Origin of the sequence: Marivirga lumbricoides, from assembly GCF_014636295.1 — a bacterium.
Classification (GTDB): Bacteria; Bacteroidota; Bacteroidia; order Cytophagales; family Cyclobacteriaceae; genus Marivirga; species Marivirga lumbricoides.
Window position 1 is genome coordinate 29,971 of record NZ_BMEC01000009.1, and the last position, 23,559, is coordinate 53,529.

13 protein-coding genes are annotated in these 23,559 nt (G+C 36.2%); 4 read left to right on the forward strand and 9 right to left on the reverse strand.

The genetic code is table 11. From position 1 onward, the window contains the following. Positions 1 to 250 precede the first annotated feature (250 nt). Positions 251 to 1,075 carry an endonuclease/exonuclease/phosphatase family protein gene (locus IEV85_RS14180; protein WP_188464511.1) on the forward strand — a complete coding sequence of 275 codons (825 nt, stop codon included), beginning with the start codon at positions 251 to 253 and terminating at the stop codon, positions 1,073 to 1,075. Positions 1,076 to 1,160: 85 nt separating this feature from the next. On the opposite strand, the gene IEV85_RS14185 is transcribed toward IEV85_RS14180, so the two are convergent. The 9 genes from IEV85_RS14185 to IEV85_RS14225 form a co-directional block, all read right to left on the reverse strand. Then, positions 1,161 to 1,460: a helix-turn-helix domain-containing protein gene (locus IEV85_RS14185; RefSeq protein ID WP_188464513.1), complete on the reverse strand. Its 300-nt coding sequence runs from the start codon at positions 1,458 to 1,460 to the stop codon at positions 1,161 to 1,163. Beyond that, on the reverse strand, positions 1,447 to 1,770 hold the full coding sequence (locus tag IEV85_RS14190; protein WP_188464515.1) for a type II toxin-antitoxin system RelE/ParE family toxin: 324 nt from the start codon (positions 1,768 to 1,770) through the stop codon (positions 1,447 to 1,449). The genes IEV85_RS14185 and IEV85_RS14190 overlap by 14 nt, the downstream gene beginning before the upstream one ends. 537 nt (positions 1,771 to 2,307) lie before the next feature. Continuing rightward, positions 2,308 to 2,544 (reverse strand): hypothetical protein, encoded by a 237-nt coding sequence (locus IEV85_RS14195; RefSeq protein ID WP_229712593.1) that lies wholly within the window; start codon positions 2,542 to 2,544, stop codon positions 2,308 to 2,310. A 375-nt stretch (positions 2,545 to 2,919) separates the two neighbouring features. Then, positions 2,920 to 3,198 carry a Txe/YoeB family addiction module toxin gene (locus IEV85_RS14200; protein ID WP_188464517.1) on the reverse strand — a complete coding sequence of 93 codons (279 nt, stop codon included), beginning with the start codon at positions 3,196 to 3,198 and terminating at the stop codon, positions 2,920 to 2,922. Further along, positions 3,195 to 3,446 (reverse strand): type II toxin-antitoxin system Phd/YefM family antitoxin, encoded by a 252-nt coding sequence (locus IEV85_RS14205; RefSeq protein ID WP_188464520.1) that lies wholly within the window; start codon positions 3,444 to 3,446, stop codon positions 3,195 to 3,197. The genes IEV85_RS14200 and IEV85_RS14205 overlap by 4 nt, the downstream gene beginning before the upstream one ends. Before the next feature lie 364 nt (positions 3,447 to 3,810). Further along, the gene (locus IEV85_RS14210) at positions 3,811 to 7,266 is read right to left on the reverse strand and encodes a hypothetical protein (RefSeq protein WP_188464522.1); all 3,456 of its coding nucleotides are present in this window, start codon (positions 7,264 to 7,266) and stop codon (positions 3,811 to 3,813) included. A 204-nt stretch (positions 7,267 to 7,470) separates the two neighbouring features. Then, positions 7,471 to 7,893 carry a hypothetical protein gene (locus tag IEV85_RS14215; protein ID WP_188464524.1) on the reverse strand — a complete coding sequence of 141 codons (423 nt, stop codon included), beginning with the start codon at positions 7,891 to 7,893 and terminating at the stop codon, positions 7,471 to 7,473. 11 nt (positions 7,894 to 7,904) lie between these two features. Further along, positions 7,905 to 14,648: a DUF6443 domain-containing protein gene (locus tag IEV85_RS14220; RefSeq protein ID WP_188464526.1), complete on the reverse strand. Its 6,744-nt coding sequence runs from the start codon at positions 14,646 to 14,648 to the stop codon at positions 7,905 to 7,907. A gap of 127 nt (positions 14,649 to 14,775) precedes the next feature. Beyond that, the gene (locus tag IEV85_RS14225) at positions 14,776 to 16,023 is read right to left on the reverse strand and encodes a hypothetical protein (RefSeq protein ID WP_188464528.1); all 1,248 of its coding nucleotides are present in this window, start codon (positions 16,021 to 16,023) and stop codon (positions 14,776 to 14,778) included. Between the two features lie 867 nt (positions 16,024 to 16,890). Between IEV85_RS14225 and IEV85_RS14230 the strand changes: the two genes are divergently transcribed. The 3 genes from IEV85_RS14230 to IEV85_RS14240 all read left to right on the forward strand — a co-directional run bounded on the left by IEV85_RS14230 (position 16,891) and on the right by IEV85_RS14240 (position 23,542). Next, entirely contained in the window at positions 16,891 to 18,732 is a 1,842-nt protein-coding gene (locus IEV85_RS14230; RefSeq protein ID WP_188464530.1) for a 7TM diverse intracellular signaling domain-containing protein, read from the forward strand. Between the two features lie 351 nt (positions 18,733 to 19,083). Continuing rightward, a complete protein-coding gene (locus tag IEV85_RS14235) occupies positions 19,084 to 22,056 on the forward strand; it encodes a SusC/RagA family TonB-linked outer membrane protein (protein WP_188464532.1) in 2,973 nt (990 codons plus the stop codon). Positions 22,057 to 22,066: 10 nt separating this feature from the next. After that, the gene (locus tag IEV85_RS14240) at positions 22,067 to 23,542 is read left to right on the forward strand and encodes a RagB/SusD family nutrient uptake outer membrane protein (protein ID WP_188464535.1); all 1,476 of its coding nucleotides are present in this window, start codon (positions 22,067 to 22,069) and stop codon (positions 23,540 to 23,542) included. Positions 23,543 to 23,559: the final 17 nt, after the last annotated feature.

Genomic DNA, 23,559 nt, shown 5'->3' on the forward strand with positions numbered 1-23,559 from the left:
TTCTAAAACTCCTGAAATTAAAGGCTTATCTCATTCTTCTTTCTTTTGTCTTCTGACATTAGAGTATCTTTCAGAAGCTTTATAAATAGCAATAATACAAAACTAAAAGGAAGTGATAACAAAAAATGACAAAAGCATCACAAAAGCTTAAAGTAGAAAGTCCTCTGTTTACAATAAATTTGAGATATTTGCAGCTCTGGCATTAAAATCTGTAAAGACTCTATTCGTTCTTTGCTCAAACTTATTCAACATGTATAAAATATTCATTGCTTTTCTTTTCAGCATCATCAGCTTTCAATCTATCGCTCAAAGCGATTTAAAGGTATGTACTTTTAATATCAGGTATGCCAACCCGGGTGATGGTATCCATCAGTGGGAGAACAGGAAAGAGCATGTGGTAAATTTTATTAAAGCGGAAGCCATTGATATTATTGGCATGCAGGAGGTTTTATATTCGCAAATTAGCTACCTGAATGAAAACCTGCCCAACTATACGCAGGTGGGCGTTGGCAGAGAGGATGGCAAACAAAAAGGGGAATATGTGCCTATTTATTTCAACTCAGAAAAGTTTGAATTGCTGGATAGCGGCAACTTCTGGCTTTCCACCACTCCTGAAAAACCTTCCGTGGGTTGGGATGCTGCTTTACCTCGCATAGTGACTTTTGTGGTGTTGAAGAATATTAAAACGAATGAGAAAATTCATGTGCTGAATGCTCACTATGATCACGTAGGTAAAAAAGCCAGAGAGAACAGTTCGAAGCTGCTTTCTGAACGCTTACTGGGCAACTACCCAAATGATCAGTTGATTCTACTGGGAGATTTTAATTTGGAGCCTACAGAAGAAGCTATTCAATTAATCCCTGCAGCCGGTTTAAAAGATAGCTACCTAAACAGCGAAGTCACCTTTGGCTCTGAAGGCACCTTTAATGGTTTTGAAGTGGGTAAGAAACACACCACAAGGATTGACTATATTTTCTACAAGAACTTAACTCCTAAAGTGTATAAGGTGAATAGTTCTGTGATTGACCAGACATATTTGTCGGATCACTTTCCTGTGATTGTGGAGTTTAGGTGAAGGTTTAAAGAATAGTAAAGGCGAATGCATACCGCTTCCGTGCGGTAAATCTTTAGAGATGGGGATCGAGACTATAATAAATTGATTAGAGTTTTACATTTATTTGCAATGTTCCTCCTAATCCTTCTTCTACTATTCTCCTTAATGTTGAGATTCTAATATCCCCAACTGCTCTTTCAATTTTTGAAATATATGTTCTTTTTACATTTAATTTGTCGGCCAACTGTTGCTGGGTCATTTTGGCTTCCTTTCGTTTCTCTCTAACTAATTCTGCAATAAGATAAATTTCTGCATTTTGTTCAAAATCAGTTCGGGTAGCTGTTCCTACTTTACCATATTTTAAATCAAAGTGCTCATTAATGGTTTTTGGATTATTTGTTTTCATAATATTCTCTTCTTAATCTTATTGCCCTAACTATCTCTTTTCTTGGCAGTTTCTGTGACTTCTTGGTAAAGCCATGTAATAATATCACCAATTTCCCTTCATCAAAAAAGCTGAAGAGCCTGTAAATATCACTTCCCGACTTTATTCTTATTTCGTAAATTCCATCTTCAATATGTTTAAAGAATTTTTGAGGGATAATCTCCACAGTCATGACGATATGTAAAACATAATCTATTTTTGTCTTTACCGATTTGGACTGATTATTATAAAACTCCCAAAAATAATCTCTAAATGGTTCTAATTTCCTCATACTTTGAACAACAAAGGTAACTAATTAGTTTCTTTTTTTATCCCAGAATATGGAAAATTTAACTACTGCTACTTTCATTTATTTTGCTGCAAGTAATCTTCCGTGTTGAAAATAAGCTAGTTTACAATAAAATAGTAAACTAACACTCATGCTGAAGTTAGGGCTTTGGTTAAAGGCAGTCACTTTCTCGTACGACTGTGCTCCTAAAATACGGATTAATTTATCGTATTCAAAGCCATAGCTGCGTAGGTTGACAAGCAGCGAGATACACGAAAAGCGTGCGCTAGCGGGATTATTTGTTCTCCAGTATTTCCGGGGATTGGACGGTACTTACAATATCTACTACCTGGATGGTGCCTTTCTCTTCTTTGTACAAAACTTTGTAGTTCCTCACAACTATTCTCCGATATTTTGAATTGATATCATCTACCTGGTATTGTTTGGAAAAATAAATGGTCTTGGTCTGTTCAATAAATCTGCTTTTACATGCCTGGCACCCTGAAGCGATTTTTCTTTATAATAATCATAAATACCCTTTCAGGCTTCCCTGGCTTGTTTCGACCAGATGATTCTAAATTTCTCCATTACTGATTCTTTTTCCAGATCTTCCTGGCTTACATATTCACCTGAACTTAATTGCTCTTCTGCTTTCTGCAAACGCATATCATATGCCTTTTTTGTCAAGGGTTCCCCATCAACTGTATAGCCTACTATCATTTCTTCCTCTAGAAGCTTATCGATTTTATCTAATAAAGAGGCCTTTGATACACTCATTATCTTTTGAATTACGCTTAATTTGGTTTTTTGTATTCCCATCATCCTATTTCATTGTTGATTACAAATTAACGATTTATTTGATTTGTATGATACAATACATGGCTTATATGATACTATTATTTTATTATTTTATTATTTTATTATTTTATCATTTTTTCCATCCCTGTAACTTGCCCCCTCACCCCAAGGAATGGAACTTGTCTACTGCCACTTTCAGGCCTTCCATGTCGTTCTGTAAATAGGCTTCTGTATTAAAACGCTAATATCGAAATAACGCGCGCTAGGGAGGGTAAATAGAAGAGGTCAGTCTTTTTATCGGGGTGAAGCGGTTTTAAGCCTAACGTCTGCAAGCGTTAAATCTTTGGAATGGCATTACTTATCTCCGTAATGAGACCAAGCACTCAACACATGGACTGTAACGATTTCTTCTTCGATGGAATAAACTAATCTGTGCTTTCTATTAATTCTTCGAGAGTATAAGCCAGCCAAATCATGCTTTAACATTTCAGGTTGACCCGTTCCACTGGTGGGATGTTCTAATAATTCATTGAGCAACTTCTCTATCTTTTTGAGGGTTGCCTTGTCTCCTGATTTTTTGTGTTTTTCAATATCTTCTAAAGCTGTTTTAGAAAAAGCTAAAGTATAACTCACAGCCCCAATAAATCACTAATTTCTTTAGAAGTGGATACGTTGCTAACCTCTCCTTTTTGAACCTCTAAAATACTTTGTTTAATTTTATTGACCATTTCAGCATTAAAATACATATCATCTTCAGTTATAGGAGTTAATGCATATGCCTTATCATTTCCCCTCTGAACAATAACATGTTCCCCTTGATCTACCCTCTCAAAGTACTTCTTCTGGTTCTGTCTAAATTCTCTACTGCTTATCACTAACATAAAATTATTATTTTGTGTACCGATTTGGTACAAATATATTAACAAAACGTAAACCTAGCAAAATTAGTTTATCCCAGCGAGTGGAACTTATCTACTGCCACTTTGAGTCCTTCTATGTCGTTCTTTAAATAAGCTTCTGTAATAAAACGCTAATATCTCCCCATTAAAATCATATGCTGAAACCCTCATGCTGAAGTTAGGGCTTTGGTAAAGGCAGTCACTTTCTACAACTGTGCTCCTAAAATACGGTTTGTTTTATTAAAAAGACTGTCTTCAAAGTGGTAAAAGTTTACCCCAACACGCTACATGTGTGTTATATAATATAGGAAATAGATTGCCATATACTAAAACAAGATGTTTAAGACTATCTATAGCTATAGCTAATTTTTTTGATTATTTCACCATCTGTATTTCTAATGAGACTTAAACGATTGTAATCATCATATTCATAAAAAACAATTTGGTCATTCATATCAGCTTGAGAAGTCATTCCGATCAAAGGATCGTACGTGTATATTTTGATGTCGCCAACTTCGTTACCAAGTTGCATTCTTATATTATCGTAAAACGTTTCACGTTTATCACCTCCTAATTCAAAATCACCTAAATCAGCCCAAAAGTTTTCTAAATCTGTACTTCCTGAAGCATTAGTTATAATATCAGTCAAACTAGAAATATCAATTCCAATTCCCTCTACTATTGGGTAACTATTATTATATCCCCATATATAAGAATGTTTTACTCCATCTTTATTAACTACTTCTTTTACTTTTCCATTAGTGGAATACGTTATTGAGGTATTTTGATCAAAAGAACCATCAACTACATTGTATGACTTTGATGAAATTAGTCGAGGATCACCATTAACTTCATAATTATTAACAAGTATATTTTGTAAATTATCATCTTCATTAATAGTTGTTTTAATGACTGGATCCAATACATGAAGTTCATTAACCATCTTATCAAAATCCTCAGTTGTCATATCAGTTTGAGTAGGGTAATCACCAGGGTACTCATAAGTAATCTTTTGAGATGTATTCTCAAATCCGAATATTTCTGCAGTTAAATTTTTATGGCTTTCATTATCATATTCATATATCTTATATGTACTTCTTTTTATTATTCCGTTTTCATCAAATTTGTCTTCGGTCCAACCAGTGTTATATGACCATTTTGATTCAACATCAAACCAAAAACCTAACCTATAACTAACTTCTACTCCGAGATTTTCGCAAGGATTTACAACATTGCTTTTAAAAGGAATTATACCACTAACTTTTACAACATTCTCATCTCCATAATTAAATTTCTTCTCTTTAATTTTTATATTTTCTGAATTATATGTCTGAATCATTTCAATCTTTCCATTGTCCAAATTTGGCTCAATTACCATACCTGGAAATAAACTTCTCTCTTCGTCTGGAAAATTCTTGAAATAAATTATTGAATAGCCATTCTTATCCAAATTGTCTTCTGAAAGTTCATCTATTTTTACTTCAGTTTTTTTTACGCGGTTATATCCTATGGAATTACCCTGGGCAGATGTTGAAATTGGCCTAATTGAACTTGAATAAGAATAAAAATTAAGCTGCCTATCCACGGTAAAAGTTGAAAGATAAAATGATTCAAGTAAGTCAAAAGGATAGTTATTAACATGAATAATACTATTACCACCGGCATAAGGTGCGCAAAGTAAATTCTCAAGGCGATATGTATAACCAAGTTTAGAAAGAAGCCTACCTGAAGATCTACTCTCAGCATTTTCAGAATACTCATATTTTTCTTTTTTGATTAAATGCCCTTTATCGTATTCTTCTACAGCTTTAACTCTTAAACCCGCACCCAATTTAAAATTATTAGGTATCTGTTTTAAAATCTTGGCTTTCAATAGCATTTCTAAATATTCATATCCTCCGTCATCAACTTTCATTTCATAAATCCCAGCATCAAGAAACACGCATATATCTGAATTCATATAAGGCACATTATTACCTTCAGAACCTGGCTCTTGATCACTAGTGGGGATGAACCTTATAATTTCATTACCTTCAGAATTTTCAATTGTTGCTCTCATATTGTTCATTACCGAGACATTATAGGGGTCACCATTAAAATTATGATTAGTCAAATCAAACTCTAAAAATATTAATGTGGGTTCTTCTAAATCAATTTCAACTTGATTATTCCCTACATCTGTAACTATCAACTCTTCTTCAATAATATCATACGCATTTGGATCATAATATTGATTAGGTTCATATATAAATTTAGTTCTACCTAACAAAGGATTAATTATTTCTTCTAAAACTGCTGCCTTCATCATTTGTTCATTCGGCTCTCTATCCATACCATTTTTGAGTATAAAGTAGTCTGTATCATCGATTTTGCCAACTTGTGAGAAAAATGGTTGTCTAGTATTTCCAAATGACTCTGGCAAATCATGAACTTCAATTTGGGAACCATCCATTATTCTCTCAAATTTATAATTCTTTAAATCATAAACAGATGCCCCATTATAATAGCCATAATGATCTATTGACTCACTAATTTTTGATGGAAGGTCCCTGGAATTGTAATTAAATTTGTATGGTGGTTTTTTAATTTCTTGATCATTGTCATTATAGTAATACTCAGTGATTTCATCTAGCCTTAATCTTAAGTATGCCTCCTCATAAATAGAATTTAACATATTATTATTAAAATAGCTTGTCTTAAAATCGTAATTAACAATATTATTATTTTGCGAAGAATACACATGTATTTTTTTAAGCCCTTTTGCTTTAGTACTATTTAAAACAGACACTCTATCTCTCCTATCGATATAGTCAAAATCCATATATCCCTCGTTAAACAATATCTTTTTCAGATACAATTCATCGTGTTGGGATTTTGAAATAATTACATTTGTACTGCCTGGATTAGTTATTTCTGAATGTGCAATCCCTTTATCAACTGTATTTAGACCAGTAATTTCTTCATTATAATATTCTTGGCTTTCAATCCATTTACCAGATGATATATATTCCAGTTCAATAAAATCTCCATTCAAATTTTCTACCTTTGTCAAGTACCATGCAGTAATATTAGATTCGGACCAATTACCGCCTGTATTATCTTTCTGATTTTTGAAAAAGCTTCTACTATATTCTTTCGCAGAAAAGGTGTACCTCCAGCCATTACCATCTACTATCATCCAACTCTTCTGATTCAAATCATATTCTATTTTTAAGTTATTTTGATTTATAGAAAGAGCCGTTATTACAGACTCATTTTGTTTAGGAACCACCATTTTACCTGAATGATTGAAAAAGTTAAAATTATACAGATCAGGAGAACCATCCAGAGAGCCATTTGCTATTCTATCAAGAATTTGATCTTCAGGAGTATTCGCATTTGTAAATGTAAAATTTGTAAAAGGGCCATTAATAAAGTCTCCAAAAATATAACCATTAGAACTCTTGAAATCATCCAATCCCCGAACTTGTCTGGTAATAACACCACCTGCATTTAAAGCCCACCCTAAACCTACTGAACTAGCCTCTTGACTAACCCTAACACCTGACGCATGATAACTTACGGAAATTGGTAAAGTTATATCACCCGATTGTATTGTATATATGGGAATTGAAATTTGCGGTACTCCCGTATATTCATTCACGGGATAATTAGCATAGTTTCCCAAACTGGCTGCGTTTGGAGATGCCGGTATAATCTGCTTATTAGATTCTGTTATTTGAGCATCGGACACGTAAGGTATAATCAGAATTATAAATACTGCAATCAGATTTAAAGACACTTTATAAATATATTTTCTCATAAATTCTTTTTTTATAAATTCTCAGAGACTCTTAAAATAATTTATTTTTATCGAGATTTAATCATTTCCAGTAAAACAATAACTAATGTGTGCGCTGACTAAGCCTTTCAAACAAAATACCTAAACTTTCAATACCATTAAAAGATTATGCATTTCTTTAGAGCACATGTATGTCTTCAATAATTTTACTTATTTCTAGAACTTTTATTTAATAAAAATGCGGCTTTTAGTCACAAACGCAGTATCATAATCTGCTTCCGAAGGAGTAAATTTTATAAAAATTCCAAATTGCCAATAATGATATCCGGAGCTATCTTTAGGAAATTCTGGTAAAAATTTAATGTAACCAGTATCAGACTTTAGCTCCAAATATTTTAAGTCAGTATTATCATTTCCATCCCAGAAGGACATGCTAAGGTAATTATGAATGTTATTCTTTAGTGCTATCTCATATAATTGGTCATTGTTCAAATAAATTTTAGCATATACTGAATCTCCACTTTCAATAGTGTCCTCTTTATAATCAATTAGAACATCAATATAATCACTCATTTCCTGTACTTTTTCTTTTTTGTCATTGCAAGCAGCGAAAAATAGGATTGCAATTAAACATTTAATTAATTTCATAATTACTTTGCTTATTTTAAATCACTGGGGCTACCAATAATTTGCCCGTATACATTTATTGGGGTTTGAATTAATTTAATAAATTCACCATTTAATTTAACTGAATCAACTCTTTTAAGATTGTTATCCCATGTGTTACCAAGTCTAGTCTTTGCACTTACAGTGTCATAAGGACTTGCTCCTTTCTGAGATTCATTACTTTCGGACATAGCTTCCTGTAAAGCTTTAATTCCTTTAATAGACGGATCTTTAGGCTTTATATCGTTTGAAGTCTTTCCTGTACTTCTGCTATCAGTAGCATCCTTTTTTCTTTTTGAATTAGATATTTTAAAGGGATTTGATTTATTTAACAAGAACAGTATAAAATCTAATGCTGACAAATCAATAGAAATTGTTGTTTTGTTTGGATCAAAGCTTTTCACATCAGGATCAGGACCATAGCTGCTATTTGGATCGCGATGAACAACTGTTTGGTATGGAAAGAAAGAAGTTAACCAAGAAGAACTCCTTTGATTTGTACCATTTACTTGCACTTCTGCCATAACATGTTGATCAATAACCACATCATCATTTTTGACATTTTTCCAATCAAAACCTGCATCAGTAGTTCTCAATGTATCAAGCCCTAATAAATCCATATATCTAATAGGATTGTTTGTGACTGTAGCATACGGAGATTCAAAGTGTTTATATAATGGGTCTATTTGCCACCACCTTCCTAAAGCTGGATCATAAGTTCTGAAAGTATACATGTTAATATTCAAATCAAAATCTGGAATATTTTCTATCCCATTGTACTTAAAATTGTTTGCCTTTGAATAGCTTCTCTGATAGGAGTTAAAAGTCAGCCCAAAAGGATAATAGTCATCTGCCTGCAACACCGCATTATGATGATGGTCTACCCTAAAGTCATCCCAGAACACTTCCACTGTCTGCTGGCTTTCATTGCTGAGGAACACGATTAAATAGCCATCCTGGTCAATCAATATTTCTTCGAATGAAAGTTTCTGGTGGGTACCACTGCCATCTCCCGGGTCTTCTGCGCTGGTGCTTAGTCTATCGAATCCGCTGTTTAAGTAGTTGAAGTGTTTGTCCAGCATGATGTAGTTCAGGTAAGCCCTCGGGCTTTGCTCATTGGAGTTGTCTGCTATAGCTGCCGAGGTATAGCTGGAAGTAAGGTTGTCCGACACCACATTACCTTCGCCTGTTACCGCTCCGCCCGAAAGCATGTTCACCAAAGCGGTAATTAAAGCACCTGTGTTAATGGCATCGTCCTGGTTTGTGGCCGCTATGTACTTGCCGTACACCTCTGCTTTTACTTTATCGCCTTTGCTTACATACAAGGACTTCATTAAACCCACTGTTTCATTGCTGCCACCTGCCAGCCTGTGGCTAGTGTTTCCGCTCCTTTTTAAGGCACTGGCGAGCTTTGTAACCTGGTCGTAATTGTCAAAATAAGGATTACTAGCTGTCTCAAAATCGGTAGCATATTCATCATCCCTCACTGCAAAGGTAGTGCGCACATTGCCTAAATGGTCTTTTAAATGGTACTGGTATTCATTTTTTTCTTCTCCATCAACCTCTTGAGGCACTATGCGCCCTTCCGCAGTCTGGATAAACTGTAAAACATCATTTTCCACTATTAAAGAACCAATATAGTCTGTAGCTTTTATCAATGCATTGCCTTCATATACTTCCTGGCGGTGCTTAATGCCGGAAGCATCATAAATATAGCGGATTTGGTTACCGTTGTCAAATGTTACTTCTTCGGGTAAGTTCAGGTAATTGTAGCTAATTGTGCTGATCTCTTTATTTTTATCGGAGATCATATTACCATTATCATCATAGCTATAGTCTATACCTGAAGGATTACCATCCCTGAAGCCTGCCTCGTTAGTACTATAATCTTTAACCCACTGAACTTGATTAGATGACCAATATTGATACTGCAAATTATCCATTCTGTTACCTGTAATATCTCTTCTCTCTAATTGTTTGATATTCCCATTATAGTCATACTCATTAATGCGTAACTGGTACTTCTGACTAGGGGTGTGGCCAGGTCCTTCAAAATAATTGGCTTCCGTAATTCTGTTAAGCCGATCATAAGCATAGCCATAAGCATTTTGAAGTACAGTCTCTGTCTCAGTCATATCATTCCGTTTGCTTCCCCACTTAACAGCCGCAATATTACCATTATATTGTGGAGCAGCTGCCATACCAAAGTTATCAGTATAGCCCAATTCCATTCCAAAAAGGTCGGTTGCTTCATTGGCATTATCTGCACTCAGGTCGGCATGGTTAATACGCTCCAGCCAGCCCCTGATGTTGTAGCGGTAGTCCACCGACTGAGCAAAGTTGTGGCCCCCTTGTGTTCCCCCAATGGAGGAAGTTGTTGCATGCAGGTTTTTGGTGATGAGTTCCCCAAGCTCGTTGTATTCATTGGAGACCATAAGTTGGCTTCCTGTGTTAGACACGGTGGCATTGCTTATCTTACCGCCCACGTAATAGGTGGTCACATCAGGGAATAAATCAGTAACTACAGTTTTTGTGGAAGTAAAGAATATCTGCCCATTATGCTGATAATGGATTCGATCACCTATCTTAACAATACTTACATGGTCTCCAATTTGGTAGTATGCCAAACCAGCATTTGTTTTTCTTCCTCCATTCTCATAAATATAAAGTTGCCCATTTCCTGCCACATAAATTGCATAATCCATATCTGTATAACCGGTATTCACTGGATTATCATTTAAGCCAATGAGATAACGATCGACTGCCTCAATTGTAACCCTAAAGAAACCATTTTTTGATACTTCTAATTTCTGGAGGCTATAAGCTCCTGAATTTTCATAGCCCTCATTTCCTGTATGTACGAGGTCTTGATTGTAGTCCGTATCAAGGCCTGTCAAGCTTTCCCATTTCACTGGCTTTGAGACTTCATGGTACATTTCCATTAACCTGTCGGCATGGTCGTAGGTGAAGTTTTCAGAAATTATCAACTTCTTGTTATCATCTCTTTCGGAAAAGGTAGATTTAACTTGGCTGATAAAAGCTTGTGAATGATATATACTTGCATCCACACGAAGTTTCTCAGATGCATCTGCTGTTATTTCATATAGGAGTCGTCCATTTTGTTCAAAATATATTTTCCCATTATATCTTCCTATTTCGAAATAATCTCCTCTAGTGTAACCACTTTCCGATATATATACATTTGATCCGTTATGCCAAATCTTTACTTTTCCATCACTTGCTATTTGTAGGGCGTAAGTTATATCTTTATAATTTTGAGTAGTATTATCTGTAGAGAGTCCTATCATTTTTCGATTTGTTGATGTAAACCCAACATCTTCTAAAAATCTAACATAACCATCTTCATTAGGTTCTAAATATCCTTGAGAATGGGCCCCAGCATTATCCCAACTAGTTTCAGTATTTTTCACTAATTGATTATCATCATTTGCAAATACCCCTACCATTCCACTCCATATAACAGGTTGAAGTTCATTTATCCCCCCTTCTTTACGTGCTATTAGGTTGCCCACAAAATCATAGCCATTATTGGTACTGATGAGTTTAGCTCCCGGCTGCTGGCTGATATTCTGAACTAATCGATAACGCTCGTCATAGTAATTGATGCTGCCCAGCATTTCTTCAGTACCTAACACTCGGGTAAGGCTGCCTGTCACCTGCCCTTTTACCAAATTATTCTGGGCAAACTCATTGGCTACCCCATTGGCGGAATAGTCGTAATCACTGTCATCCATTTCCGCAGCAGAGCGAAAATCGTAGTTATCGTAATAGGTAACGGTGTAGATGTCTGCTTCACTTACGGACGGATAACTGTTATTGGTATAGCTAAAAAGGTTACCTCCTGTAGTTTCGTAAGGATCACTTGTCCACCCTGTTCCTGTAAGGTTATTCCTGATGGTGGCAACCGGGGTAGTAATGACTTTCTCACCTGTCATAATTGGCCGGTTCAGCGCATCGTATTTGGTGAAGCTAAATTTGTTAACTTTCTTCTGCTCTCCATCCTGGGTAAGCACCAGCCTGTCTCTATCATCGTAGATCATAATTACAGGTTCTGCTCCAGGTACTTTCTTCCAGATCATGCGGTTGCGGCCATCATAATGGTATTGGAAAGCAAATTGTTTCAAAAGATTACTATCCACAGTTCCTGAAGTGCCTGTAATTTGTCGGGCTGCTTCAGGTTGGATGACAAACCTAAGGTTATCGTAAATATCATAGATATAATAGGTATCAAACTGATCAGAGCCTTCTCCGTAATTGCGCTTCAGCAATGTTTTGCCAAAGGCATCGGTAAAGGTGGCGGATTGGTTTCCATTTTCATCTGTGACCAGTAGTTTTTCGAACGCGCCATTGCCATAAGGCGTGCTTTTAGTTAACTGACCATTGTCTATGGTAAAGCGCTTTACATTATCTGCAGTAGTGCTGATTAAATAGTCGGTGGTAACGGGTACATTTCCCTGTTCCTTTGCCCAATCTTCTCCCGGGGCATACTGCGCAACAGGCCGGTTGAGGGGGGAAGGCTCGTAGGATATTTCGGAGTATGGATAATCTGTGGTTGCTACATTATTTTCAAGACTCTTATAAAAAGAGAGTTGTTGTGATTCAGTCTGGTGAAAGATGTTTTCGCTGTTATTTGATAGAAATGGCAAATATGATTTACTTACTCTACCAAAATCATCATATTTGGTTAATTGGACTCTATCAAAAAAATTTGGATTGAAGTGTTCAAAAACTTTCAGTATTGGTCTATGGAACCCATCGTAATACTCAGTTCTTGTTAAGTTTTCGTGATTTAAAAGACCATTTATTTCCGACTCATCAGTTATACCTGACTTTTTAATAATTTTCTCTTTAATAAAATTATAATTCGTAGAGGTAAGGACTTTGACAACGTTAGAGAATTCTGATATTGAAGTTGAATTCTTAGTTGCAACTCTATAATAATAATCGAAACCTGATGAAAGATTATTGAAGTTATATTCATCCGATGCAGTTATTACTTGGCTTATTATATTATTAAAAGTCTTTGAAGTTGAAAGTTGAATAATATATTCTTGATTTTCAAAGTTATTCTCATCAGCCCATGTTGCAATAAATGAATTATAATCAATAAAGTTTGGCTGATTAGCAATAGGTGGGACCGGAAATTGGAAAACTTTAATTGTTTCAGAATTATTGGAAGTACCATTACTATTTGCTGCTCTTATTCTGTAATAATATGAATTTTGATATAGATTAATATTATCATAAACAGTAATAGATCCCAATGGATCACCAGAGAATCCGTCATTAGCAGTAGTAATAATATTTTGATATACAAAATTATTGAAATTTGGATCAGTTGCTATATCGAAAAAATATTCTTCAGCACCTAAAGATTCATCCCAATTTACTTCAAAATACGTAGAGTTAATATTAGATGGGTTCTGGGCTAATGGAGCTGGAGGAACTAAAGTGATAGAAGATTCTAAATTAGAATTGGATGAAATACAATCTTTATAAGCTTTAACCCTACAATAATAAGTTTTTCCAGGCTGAAGATTTGTGAAAGTTACATTTGTACTCAAAACTTCTTTTGAAGCAAGAATTGTTGCAAATTCTTCATTTTCAGATATTAGTACATTATAGGAATTTGCATAAAGAACTTCATTCCATATTGCTGTGAAACTAGATTGTGTCACATTGTCAAAACTGATCACTGTCGGAGCTTCTGGAGCCGAAGGAATATACACTTCAACATATTTCCCTGTTGCTTTGCCCCAACACCCTTCTTGAGAACGAGATCTTAAATAATATGTGCCCGTTTCAGTAACTTCATAATTTGCGTTTTTAGCATCATTCGAAGTGTAATCTGTACCATTGGCATTTTTACCCTGCCAATACCATTTTTCTCCATTCTGAGGTACTCCTTCTTTTTCCAAAGTCTTTGGACCACACGTATTGGTAGAAACAATTGGTTCATTTGGTTCAGCTACATCAATAATCTCAACTACGATGGAGGATGACCCTATACTCCAGCAACCTGTGCTTGGATTATAAGCCCTAAGGTAATAAGTACCAGACTCTTGAGCCAAACCTACTTCACTATTGCTCATACTTTTACCATTCGGATTTGTGCCTTGCCAATACCAAATAATCCCATCCGGAGGGTTTTCATGAAATAAAGCTTTAGAGCCACAAACATCTTCAGAGGCTGTAGGTTCAGTAGGATTACTAGGGGGGGCGTAAACATTATTCACAGTAAAAGACCTTGTGGTAATACCCCAACAAGATAATCCAACATTATATGGTCTAACAAAATAAGTGCCCTCTGAAGTTATATTAATGCTATTCGAAAAATTTGATGTATTTGTACCACTTGAGGAAGTTTGCCAATACCATTTAACCCCATTTGGCGGACTTCCTTGGTATGACAACTTTCTAGGAGCACATTCATTTTGATCAATTGAAAAACTTAAATTAGGTGTTTCTGCACAGCTATTAACTCCAATTTCTATTATACTGTAATAATAAACTCCTCCAGCATTATATTCATATAAGAGAGAACCTGAGCCGTTCCATTTTATAACATTATAATTAACACCCGAAGTAACAGAATTACCACCATATAAAGTCCATGAGTGTGTTCCATTGGCAGGAGGCGATACGATTGCACCATTATATTTCCATTCTAATTCATAACTATAATAGTCAGTCGTATTTACTTGTGTTTCTCCCACTATAGAGAGTGTATAGCCATTCTGGGAATATAATTTTGATGAGAAAAACAAGATGACATTGAAAATTATGAACATCAGTGTAAATAGATGGAAGCACAGTTTTTTTAACATACTATTAAATATTTTACTAGTTAATTATCAAATTAACCCTTACCCCCCACCTGGTTTCTGAGGGTTTTGTATAATCAGGGGGAACTATATTATACAATACCTGTGTCTGGCCTTTCAGCTTTTTGTATATTTTGTATTCTATGCCCATGCCCAACCAGCCTTTGGGCTGTAGCGGATTCAGATCGTACCAGTCCTTTCTTAGCTCTTCGCTTTTGGTAGCATAGGGCTGCTCAAATTCCATATGGGCAAAAATGTTTTTGTAAAACTTGTACTGGCTGAACACTCTGTAAGAGATTTCCCTGTTGAATTTGGCTGCCAGTGAATCTTTGTGGTACACTAAAATATCTGCTGTGCCGCTTAAGCCAACCGACCATTTATTCGTGAATTTATAAGCCACTAGTGGAGCGGTTTTTAAGAGCAGCCCGTTCATCCATTTGGCTTCCAGACCAAGTCCAAATTGCCAGCGATCTACAGGCCTTTTATCCAGCTCAGTCAGCACAGGCCCGTTCGGGTTCATCAGGTTTACTTTGCTGTACTTTTGCTTCATCCCTTCCATACCCTTCAATGCAGATTGAATCTTATCGGCATGCCCGCCTAACTTTTCTGCTATTTGCCGGGAGGCTGCCACTTTGGAAGGATCCCATTCTACTGACTTGCCACTTCCTAATTCGGAGCCTAGATCTCCTTCAGCTTGTAAATCATTGAGTTCTTTAAATTCATCCACATGCTCCACCAGCAAAGCTTCGGATTTTTTTTCCAATGCTTCATAGTTGCCACTATCCAATTGCGCTTTTACCTGCTTCGTTTCTTTTAAGGGAGTAGCTATCAATGGTTTTTCAAGGAGCTGGCCTTTTAAGGTACCTGCTGCAGAAGGCAAATGAATACTTTCAGCAGGGAGTTGCAGCTTCGCTACACTTTCTGTGGGGAAAGAGACGCCTTTTAGTTCCGCTAAATCTTTTTTTCCAACAGGCATTAGCTTTTGGGTTCTCCTGAAAGAGCTGTCATCCGCGAAAGAAAGTGAATCAGTGACCACAGAAATATTTTTGTTGATCGAGTCACTTAATGAATGGAGGGAAGTATCTATGGGCTGACCGGGCTTTTTAATTTCTCTGGAAAGGCTATCTACAGAATGAAAGAGGCTATCGGACTTTTCAGCAGTAACCTGCGCATGCAGAGGCTGAATCAGCCAAAACATTACAAGACTTATAAGAAGATGCTTTAAAGCGAAGGATGGAAAAGAAGGGTAATTTTTTGACTGAAACATTCTTTGCTTTTTACCGTAGCAAGTTTTTTTCTTTAAACATAGGAATATTTTCTTAGAAGCTCCAAAATATCACTAAAGAAATATTCGCTATCTGAGAAAATCTTACATTACTTACATACTTCTTTATAGCATATAATTCACCTAACACGTAAATTTAAAGGACTTAAAAAGACTTGTAAGCAATCCCGTAAACCGCCAATTGCCGGTTGTTGACACCCTTCTCTTTAAAGAAGAGAAGGGAAAATTGAATAGAATCATTTAACAATAAAATATTAAAAAGCACTTATCCTCATATAATCAATCTTTATTCAATACCTCTCTCCCAATCGTCCCCTAAGACGAAAGCGCGCGCGGATAAAAATCCGGACTGCGTTGAGTGCTGCGGCTGTTCGCCAGCTGGCGAATTGATTTTTCCCATAAGGGTGCCTTTGGCGTTGTTTCTTTTGTCTCAAGTCATCACAGCCTTGGAACTGAACCTCAAGGGAAATAACAAACCTTTTGATGCAGCAGAAAATAGTGGTAAAGCCAAAGTTTTCCTGCTGATTTAAATCTGTGCGGTTGTCCCAGCCAGCTGGCTGGGACTACAGGGGTGTTTTTCGAGATAGAATAGTTTTCCATTGAAGGAAATCAAGTCTTGTTATATAGCAGACAAAAGAATAAAATCAGAATACCTATGCCGTCCACTAACCCTTCTAAACAAGCCAATCAAGAGTTAAGAACCATTTTACGGCTACACACCTGCTGAGAGTTCTTCTTAATGCAAACATTTAGATAGTACCTTACATTACACAACAGGAACTAAAAACTGATTTTTTAACTATATTTAACATATTTTAACAAAATTTGTAGAAAATTCCTGATAAGTAAATGCTTTTTAACCTGATTTTCTGTTTCTCGCTCCTTTTTCAGCAAAACACGCTGACTATACTTCCCGGGCAGGCAGAAACAATTTTAAGTATTAATGAGCTCTACTATTTTGAAGACAGCACCAACCAAATCAACTTAGAAACTATTCAAAGCCAGGCTTTTCAGTCCAGGTTCATCCACTCGCCCCGGTTTAAACCGGAAGATTATGATAGAAATTCTACCTATTGGGTAAGGCTCAAACTATCACTCCCGGAGCAGAAAGAAAATTATGTGCTGGAATTTTATGATCAAACGATTGATTCCATCAACGCCTACATCAGCCAAAACGGGCAGGAATTTGAAATGGTAAAACTGGGCGATGCCTATCCATTCAGTGATAAAAGTCTTAAACATAAAAATTTTGACATCCTATTAAGTAGCGGTTCAGATTATATATGTTATTTCAAAATCAATAATTCCCAATATGCCGATATCCGCATAGCCATTAAAAAGATAGACAGGTTTATCCAGTACAGCCTTAGCGAGTACATGATCTATGGCATCTTCTACGGAATGATTATCATCATCTCTCTATACAACATCCTCATCTTTCTGGCGATTAAAGAAAAGAAGTACCTCTACTATACCCTGTATATTTTAAGTGTAGGCCTTTACGCCATGTGCATTGATGGCATTGCCTATCAGTATATTTGGCCCAATCAACCTGAATGGAACCAGAAAGCCTACGGAGTGGCTCTATTTTCCATCATATTTTGGTCTATCCTGTTTTCAAAAATTTTCCTTAACACCAAGGTAAGATCGCCCAGGCTGCATAAGATTATTCACCTAGTATTAATCTTAAGAATTCTTCTGTTTTTGGCAGCCCTGTTTATTGACAATTCCTTGTTTCGCTTAAGAAACATCGAAATCATTCCATTATCGCTTATATTCCTGGCGGGTATCCTGGTACTAATTAGGGGCTACCAACCTGCACGATTTTTCGTAGTAGCCTACGGTTTTTTATTTGTAGGCTTTCTGCTGAAAGCGCTGCTGATGCAGTCCATCATTCCTTTTAATATTCTTACTTATTATAGCCTGCATCTTTGTTTTATCCTGGAAATGCTTTTCCTGACTTTTGCACTATCGGACAGGGTACGTATCTTAAAGGACAACAGAGACAAAGCCTTGAAACGAATTGTGCAGCAACATGAAGAAAACTCTAAGGTCATCAACCGGATTAATAAGGAGTTGGAGCAAAAAGTAGAGCAAAGAACAGAGGACTTGCGCATTAAAAACCAGCAATTGGAGGAATCCAACCATACCATTATCAGGCAATCGCGGGAAATAGCAGAAATTAACTCTATGCTTGACCTGGACAATTGGCGATTGAAAAACAATTTAAAAAAGGTACAGAAAGAAAGGCTGCTCAAAAGAAACCTGACTTATGCTGAATTTCTTGAGATTTTCAAAAGCAAGGAGTGGTGCCTTGATATATTAGCTGCTTTTAAATGGAGAAAAGATTACCATTGCCAGAAATGCAACAATGAAAAGTATATTGAAGACAGCAGCACCTATGCCAGAAGATGTACAAAATGTGGCTATAATGAAAGCCCAACAGCCTTTACTATTTTCAAAGGCATCAAATTTCCGCTTCCCAAAGCTTTGTTTATAGTGTACTCCTACCTGAACGAGGAAAACCATACGCTTGATGAAATGGCCAATATTCTGGAAATGAGAAGAAATACCGTATGGCAATTCAAGCACAAAATTGAAGATGAAGTCTCTAAAAACGGAAAAACTTATTTAAACGAGCTACTTCATTTCGGTTATGAAAGGTCAATAAACTTCATTGACATTCAATAATTATATCACTTTTCCAATATTTCAATTTGTACTTTAAAATGTTTTTTTTCCATGACAATAAAAAACATTATTCATTCTTATCAGTATAATAGGTGATTTATTAATGTTTTTAAAACGTGAAAAACGACTCTTAAAAACATAATCCCTTCAGCTCCAAATTGAATATTTTAAAGTTAATTGCTTTGCCAATATCAAATGATTACTCTAATTTCATTTAAAATTCGAGATTATTAATCTATTTCAATCGTTTAAAGTATACATAAATATGAGCGGATCACTCCATTTTTTTTTTTAAGACAATGTAGCAATACGTGAATATTTATTGTGACAACAAAAACAATTACAAAACACATGAAACAAAAAGTACTGATTTTTTTACTCACCCTTTTTACAGTGTCTTATGGTTATAGCCAAAACACTGTATCTGGTAAAGTGACTGCAAACGATGGTAATGGTATTCAGCCATTACCTGGGGTCTCTATTCAAATAGTAGGCACAACTAATGGAGCCGTTACAGATTTAGACGGAAATTATTCTTTAGAAGCTCCTGAAAATGCAGAGTTAAAGTTCTCTTTTATAGGGTATAGCACGCAAACGATTCCTGTTAACGGTCGCTCTGTTATTGATGTTGAGATGATGGAGGACATTGCAACACTTTCTGAGGTTGTAGTGGTTGGTTACGGAACTGTAAAGAAAAGTGATTTAACAGGTTCTGTAAGTTCTATAAAAGGAGAAGAATTAGTAACAGTGCCAACAGTAAACCCTGTAGATGCTTTACAAGGTAAAGTGGCAGGTGTACAAATTACGAATTCTTCCGGAGCACCAGGTAGTTCCCCCAATGTAAGAATAAGGGGTGTCGGCACTTCCGGTGACCCATCTCCAATATATGTGGTAGATGGAGTGATATTAAATGATATTTCCTTTTTGAATTCTAAAGACATAGAATCAATGCAAGTGTTAAAAGATGCTTCTGCATTGGCCATCTATGGAAACAGAGGAGCGAATGGAGTTATTATTATCACCACTAAATTAGGAAAGAAAGGGGAAGCAGCCTCCATTTCAGTAAATTCTGATTTTGGTATCCAGGTGCAGCAGAATAGAATAGACCTTCTAAATGGAAGACAATTTGCAGAAGTAGTGAATGCAATAAATCCTGGAACTTACAACAATCTGGATGTACTACCTAATACCGACTGGCAAGAATTAATTTTTGAGCCTGCTCCAGTACAAAATCATCAGGTATCAATCTCCGGTGCATCTGAAACAAATCAATATTTCTTCTCATTAGGGTATTTCGATCAATCAGGTACTCTTCCTGAATCAAGATATCAAAGGATAACGATGAAGTTAAATGACAAATACTCTCCTAAAGAATATTTTTCATTAGGCACTAACCTTACGATTTCTCCTTTCGAGCGAAATAATACAATTAACAATGCTCCTTTTAATGCCTACAGAGCCTGGCCCATTATTGAACCTTACACGGAAAGTGGAGACTTTAATGTTGTGCCTAGTGTGGGCAATATCTTGGCAGATCTTGCTTACAATACAGATAATGTGACCAGAGGTTTTACTACTGTGGGACAGGTGTATGGAGAGGTTAATTTTTTAGATGGCTTTAAGTTGAAATCCAGCTTAGGCGTTGAGTTATTTTTAGAAGAGAATGAGTCCTTTGTTCCAGTCTTCGCAGTAGGTCAATCTCAACAGCAAAACCCGGAAAGCAGATTCACCAAGAATAACTTCAGAAGATCTTCTATCATTTGGGAAAACACATTAAATTATGATAAGCAGATTGGAAAAAGCCAAATTAATGCTGTAGTAGGGTATACAGTACAGGAAGTCTCTAATGAAAGGTTTAATATTACTGCTCGTAATTTAATTAGGGATGGAAAAGATTTCCGATATATCAACCCTGGAAATATTGATCCGGCAACAATAGAAAATGGAATAAGAGACATTAATGATTTCTACAATCAGATTTCCTATTTGGCTCGATTCAATTATTCCTATGATAATAGATATATAGCTACACTTACTTATAGAAGAGATGGGTCTTCTAAATTCCTAGGAGACAATAAATATGGTGATTTCCCTGCTGTAGGTTTAGGTTGGAATATTATCAACGAAGATTTTATAAACTTCCCAAATGTAATTACAAATATGAAATTGAGAGGAAGCTGGGGAAGAGTTGGAAACGATAAAATAGATTACTTAGCTGCTTATAATGTGGTTAACAATAATTTAAATGGTGTTTTCGGTTCTCCGGAACAGTTATATTTTGGCCAATCAGATGCCGGATTTGGAAATCCTGATTTGAGATGGGAGATCGTTGAACAAATTAACATAGGGCTTGAACTCGGTTTTTATCAGGAAAGATTAACTGCAGAGCTAGATTTCTACAACAGGGATACTGATGGTTTTTTAGTAAATCTACCTGTACCTGCATACTTAGGCAACGGAACCGACTTAGTTTTCTATAATGCAGGAAAAGTAAGAAACAGAGGATTTGAATTTAATATTAACTGGCAGGATGAGATCGGGGATTTCACTTACTATGTGGGATTTAATGGTGCAACACTAAAAAATGAAGTACTGGAAGTTAGCGGACTGGAAGGTTCTGATGAATTACTTGGAAATATAAACAATAATGTTATTTCCAGAACTGTTGCCGGCTTACCAATTGGCGCTTTTTATGGTTACCAGGTAGAAGGAGTATTTCAAAATACAGACGAAATTGCCGGACGCCCCACTTTTGCAGGAACTCAGCCAGGTGATTTAATTTTCGCAGACACTAATGATGATGGCGTACTCAATGGAGATGATAGAACCTTTATTGGTTCACCAATACCTGATTTTAACTATGGTATCAACTTAGGAGGTACTTATAAAAGTTTCGGCTTAGATCTTCTGTTCCAAGGACAAGAAGGAAATGAGATACTTAATTATAAAGAAACCGTAAGACCCGACAGGTATAATTTTGAAGCACATGTTTACGACTATTGGAGAGGAGAAGGTACAAGCAACACAGAACCGCGCCCAACTGACGGAGGGAACAACTACAGAGTTTCATCTCAATATATTCAAGACGGGAGTTTCTTAAGATTGAGAACAGTTACTTTGTCTTATAACTTACCAAGCACTTTAATGGAAAATATCGGGCTTAATACTGCCAGAGTTTACCTTAGAGGAAACAATATTTTCACAATCACAGATTTTACTGGCTATAACCCTGAAGTACCAGGTGGTACTCTAATAAATGGAGTGGATCAAGGCACATACCCTGTATCTAGTGTATATTCTGTTGGAGTCAATTTAACTTTTTAATTAAAATCACATGTTTAAGAATAGCATTTTAGTAATTATAATAATATCTACTTTTCTTCTTTCATGTAAAGAGGAATTTCTTGAAAAAGCACCTCAGGATAAATTAACACAGGAGAATTTCCCTTCAAATCCTGCTGATGCATTAGCTGCCACTAATGCAATTTATGAAGTACTTAGATTTGGCACATACCACAGAGGCTATTATCCAATTGATGATATTATGTCAGATGATGCATTAAAGGGAAGTAGCCCGGGAGATTTAGTGGCTGATCTACAGCCATTTGATGTGTTCGATCACAATGTTACCAATCCCTTTGTTCTCAATTGGTGGAGAGCCCTTTATACAGGCGTACGCAGAGCTAATGTTGTTATAGACAGAGTATCTCAAGTAGAAATGGATCAAAATTTAAAAGAAAGATATATAGGTGAAGCTAAGTTTCTGAGAGGGCTATATTACTCCGATTTAGCCCGTGGATATGGTGGCGTACCATTGGTAACTGAATCTGCTATAAGGACGGATTATACCAGGGCCACAATTGAACAAACTTACGATTTCATTGAAGCAGATTTAAGAGCAGCTATTGAGGCTCTACCTGAAAAATCAGACTACGCAGCTGATGATTTGGGCCGAGCTACTAAAGGAGCTGCAAAAGCTTTACTTGCGCGGGTTTACCTTTATCAGGAAGAATATGATAGTGCAGCTTTTTTTGCAGAAGAAGTGATCAACTCACAACAGTATGATTTGGAACCTTCTTTTGAAAGCGCTTTTAGAGAAGAAACCGAGTTTGGCTCTGAATCTGTCTTTGAAATAGGAGGCATTGGAGTACAAGGAGGTGTTACAGCAGGAAATAATGAATATACTACCGGACAAGGAGTAAGAGGAAACCCTAACCGCGGAATTGGAGCTAACAGACCCTCTATGGATTTAATTAATTCCTTTGAAGCTGGTGATCCAAGGATGCAGGCTACGGTAATATTTGTAGGAGAAGTATTGGATGGAATAGAGATAGTAGGAGACTCTCAAACCCCGGATACTACTGCCACAGGCCAAATAGAAACCTATAATCAAAAAATATGGACTCCGGGGACCACTCCTTTTTCTAATACAGCTCATAACAGGCGATTAATCAGGTATGCCGAAGTTTTATTAATAGCAGCAGAAGCACTTAATAGAAGTAACAATGCAGCGCAAGCTTTAGTATATCTTAATGAGGTAAGGGAGAGAGCGAGAGAAGGCAATGAAAGTATTCTTCCGGACATAACTGAAACCGATCCAGACTTATTAGAGGGTTTAATTTTGGAAGAAAGACGTCATGAATTAGCCATGGAAGGCCACAGGTTTTGGGACTTGGTGAGAACAGGTAATGCAGAGGAAGTTTTAGGAACCTTCGGTTTTCAAACCAATAAACATGAATTACTCCCTATTCCTCAATCGGAAAGAGATATCACTAACGGACTGCTGGAGCAAAACCCTAATTGGAATTAAACTTTAAATATAAACAA

Coding starts and splice junctions, on each gene's coding strand:
- IEV85_RS14180 (WP_188464511.1), top strand. CDS start 251: ATGTATAAAATATTCATTGCTTTTCTTTTCAGCATCATCAGCTTTCAA.
- IEV85_RS14185 (WP_188464513.1), bottom strand. CDS start 1,460: ATGAAAACAAATAATCCAAAAACCATTAATGAGCACTTTGATTTAAAA.
- IEV85_RS14190 (WP_188464515.1), bottom strand. CDS start 1,770: ATGAGGAAATTAGAACCATTTAGAGATTATTTTTGGGAGTTTTATAAT.
- IEV85_RS14195 (WP_229712593.1), bottom strand. CDS start 2,544: ATGAGTGTATCAAAGGCCTCTTTATTAGATAAAATCGATAAGCTTCTA.
- IEV85_RS14205 (WP_188464520.1), bottom strand. CDS start 3,446: ATGTTAGTGATAAGCAGTAGAGAATTTAGACAGAACCAGAAGAAGTAC.
- IEV85_RS14210 (WP_188464522.1), bottom strand. CDS start 7,266: ATGAGAAAATATATTTATAAAGTGTCTTTAAATCTGATTGCAGTATTT.
- IEV85_RS14215 (WP_188464524.1), bottom strand. CDS start 7,893: ATGAAATTAATTAAATGTTTAATTGCAATCCTATTTTTCGCTGCTTGC.
- IEV85_RS14225 (WP_188464528.1), bottom strand. CDS start 16,023: ATGTTTCAGTCAAAAAATTACCCTTCTTTTCCATCCTTCGCTTTAAAG.
- IEV85_RS14230 (WP_188464530.1), top strand. CDS start 16,891: ATGCTTTTTAACCTGATTTTCTGTTTCTCGCTCCTTTTTCAGCAAAAC.
- IEV85_RS14235 (WP_188464532.1), top strand. CDS start 19,084: ATGAAACAAAAAGTACTGATTTTTTTACTCACCCTTTTTACAGTGTCT.
- IEV85_RS14240 (WP_188464535.1), top strand. CDS start 22,067: ATGTTTAAGAATAGCATTTTAGTAATTATAATAATATCTACTTTTCTT.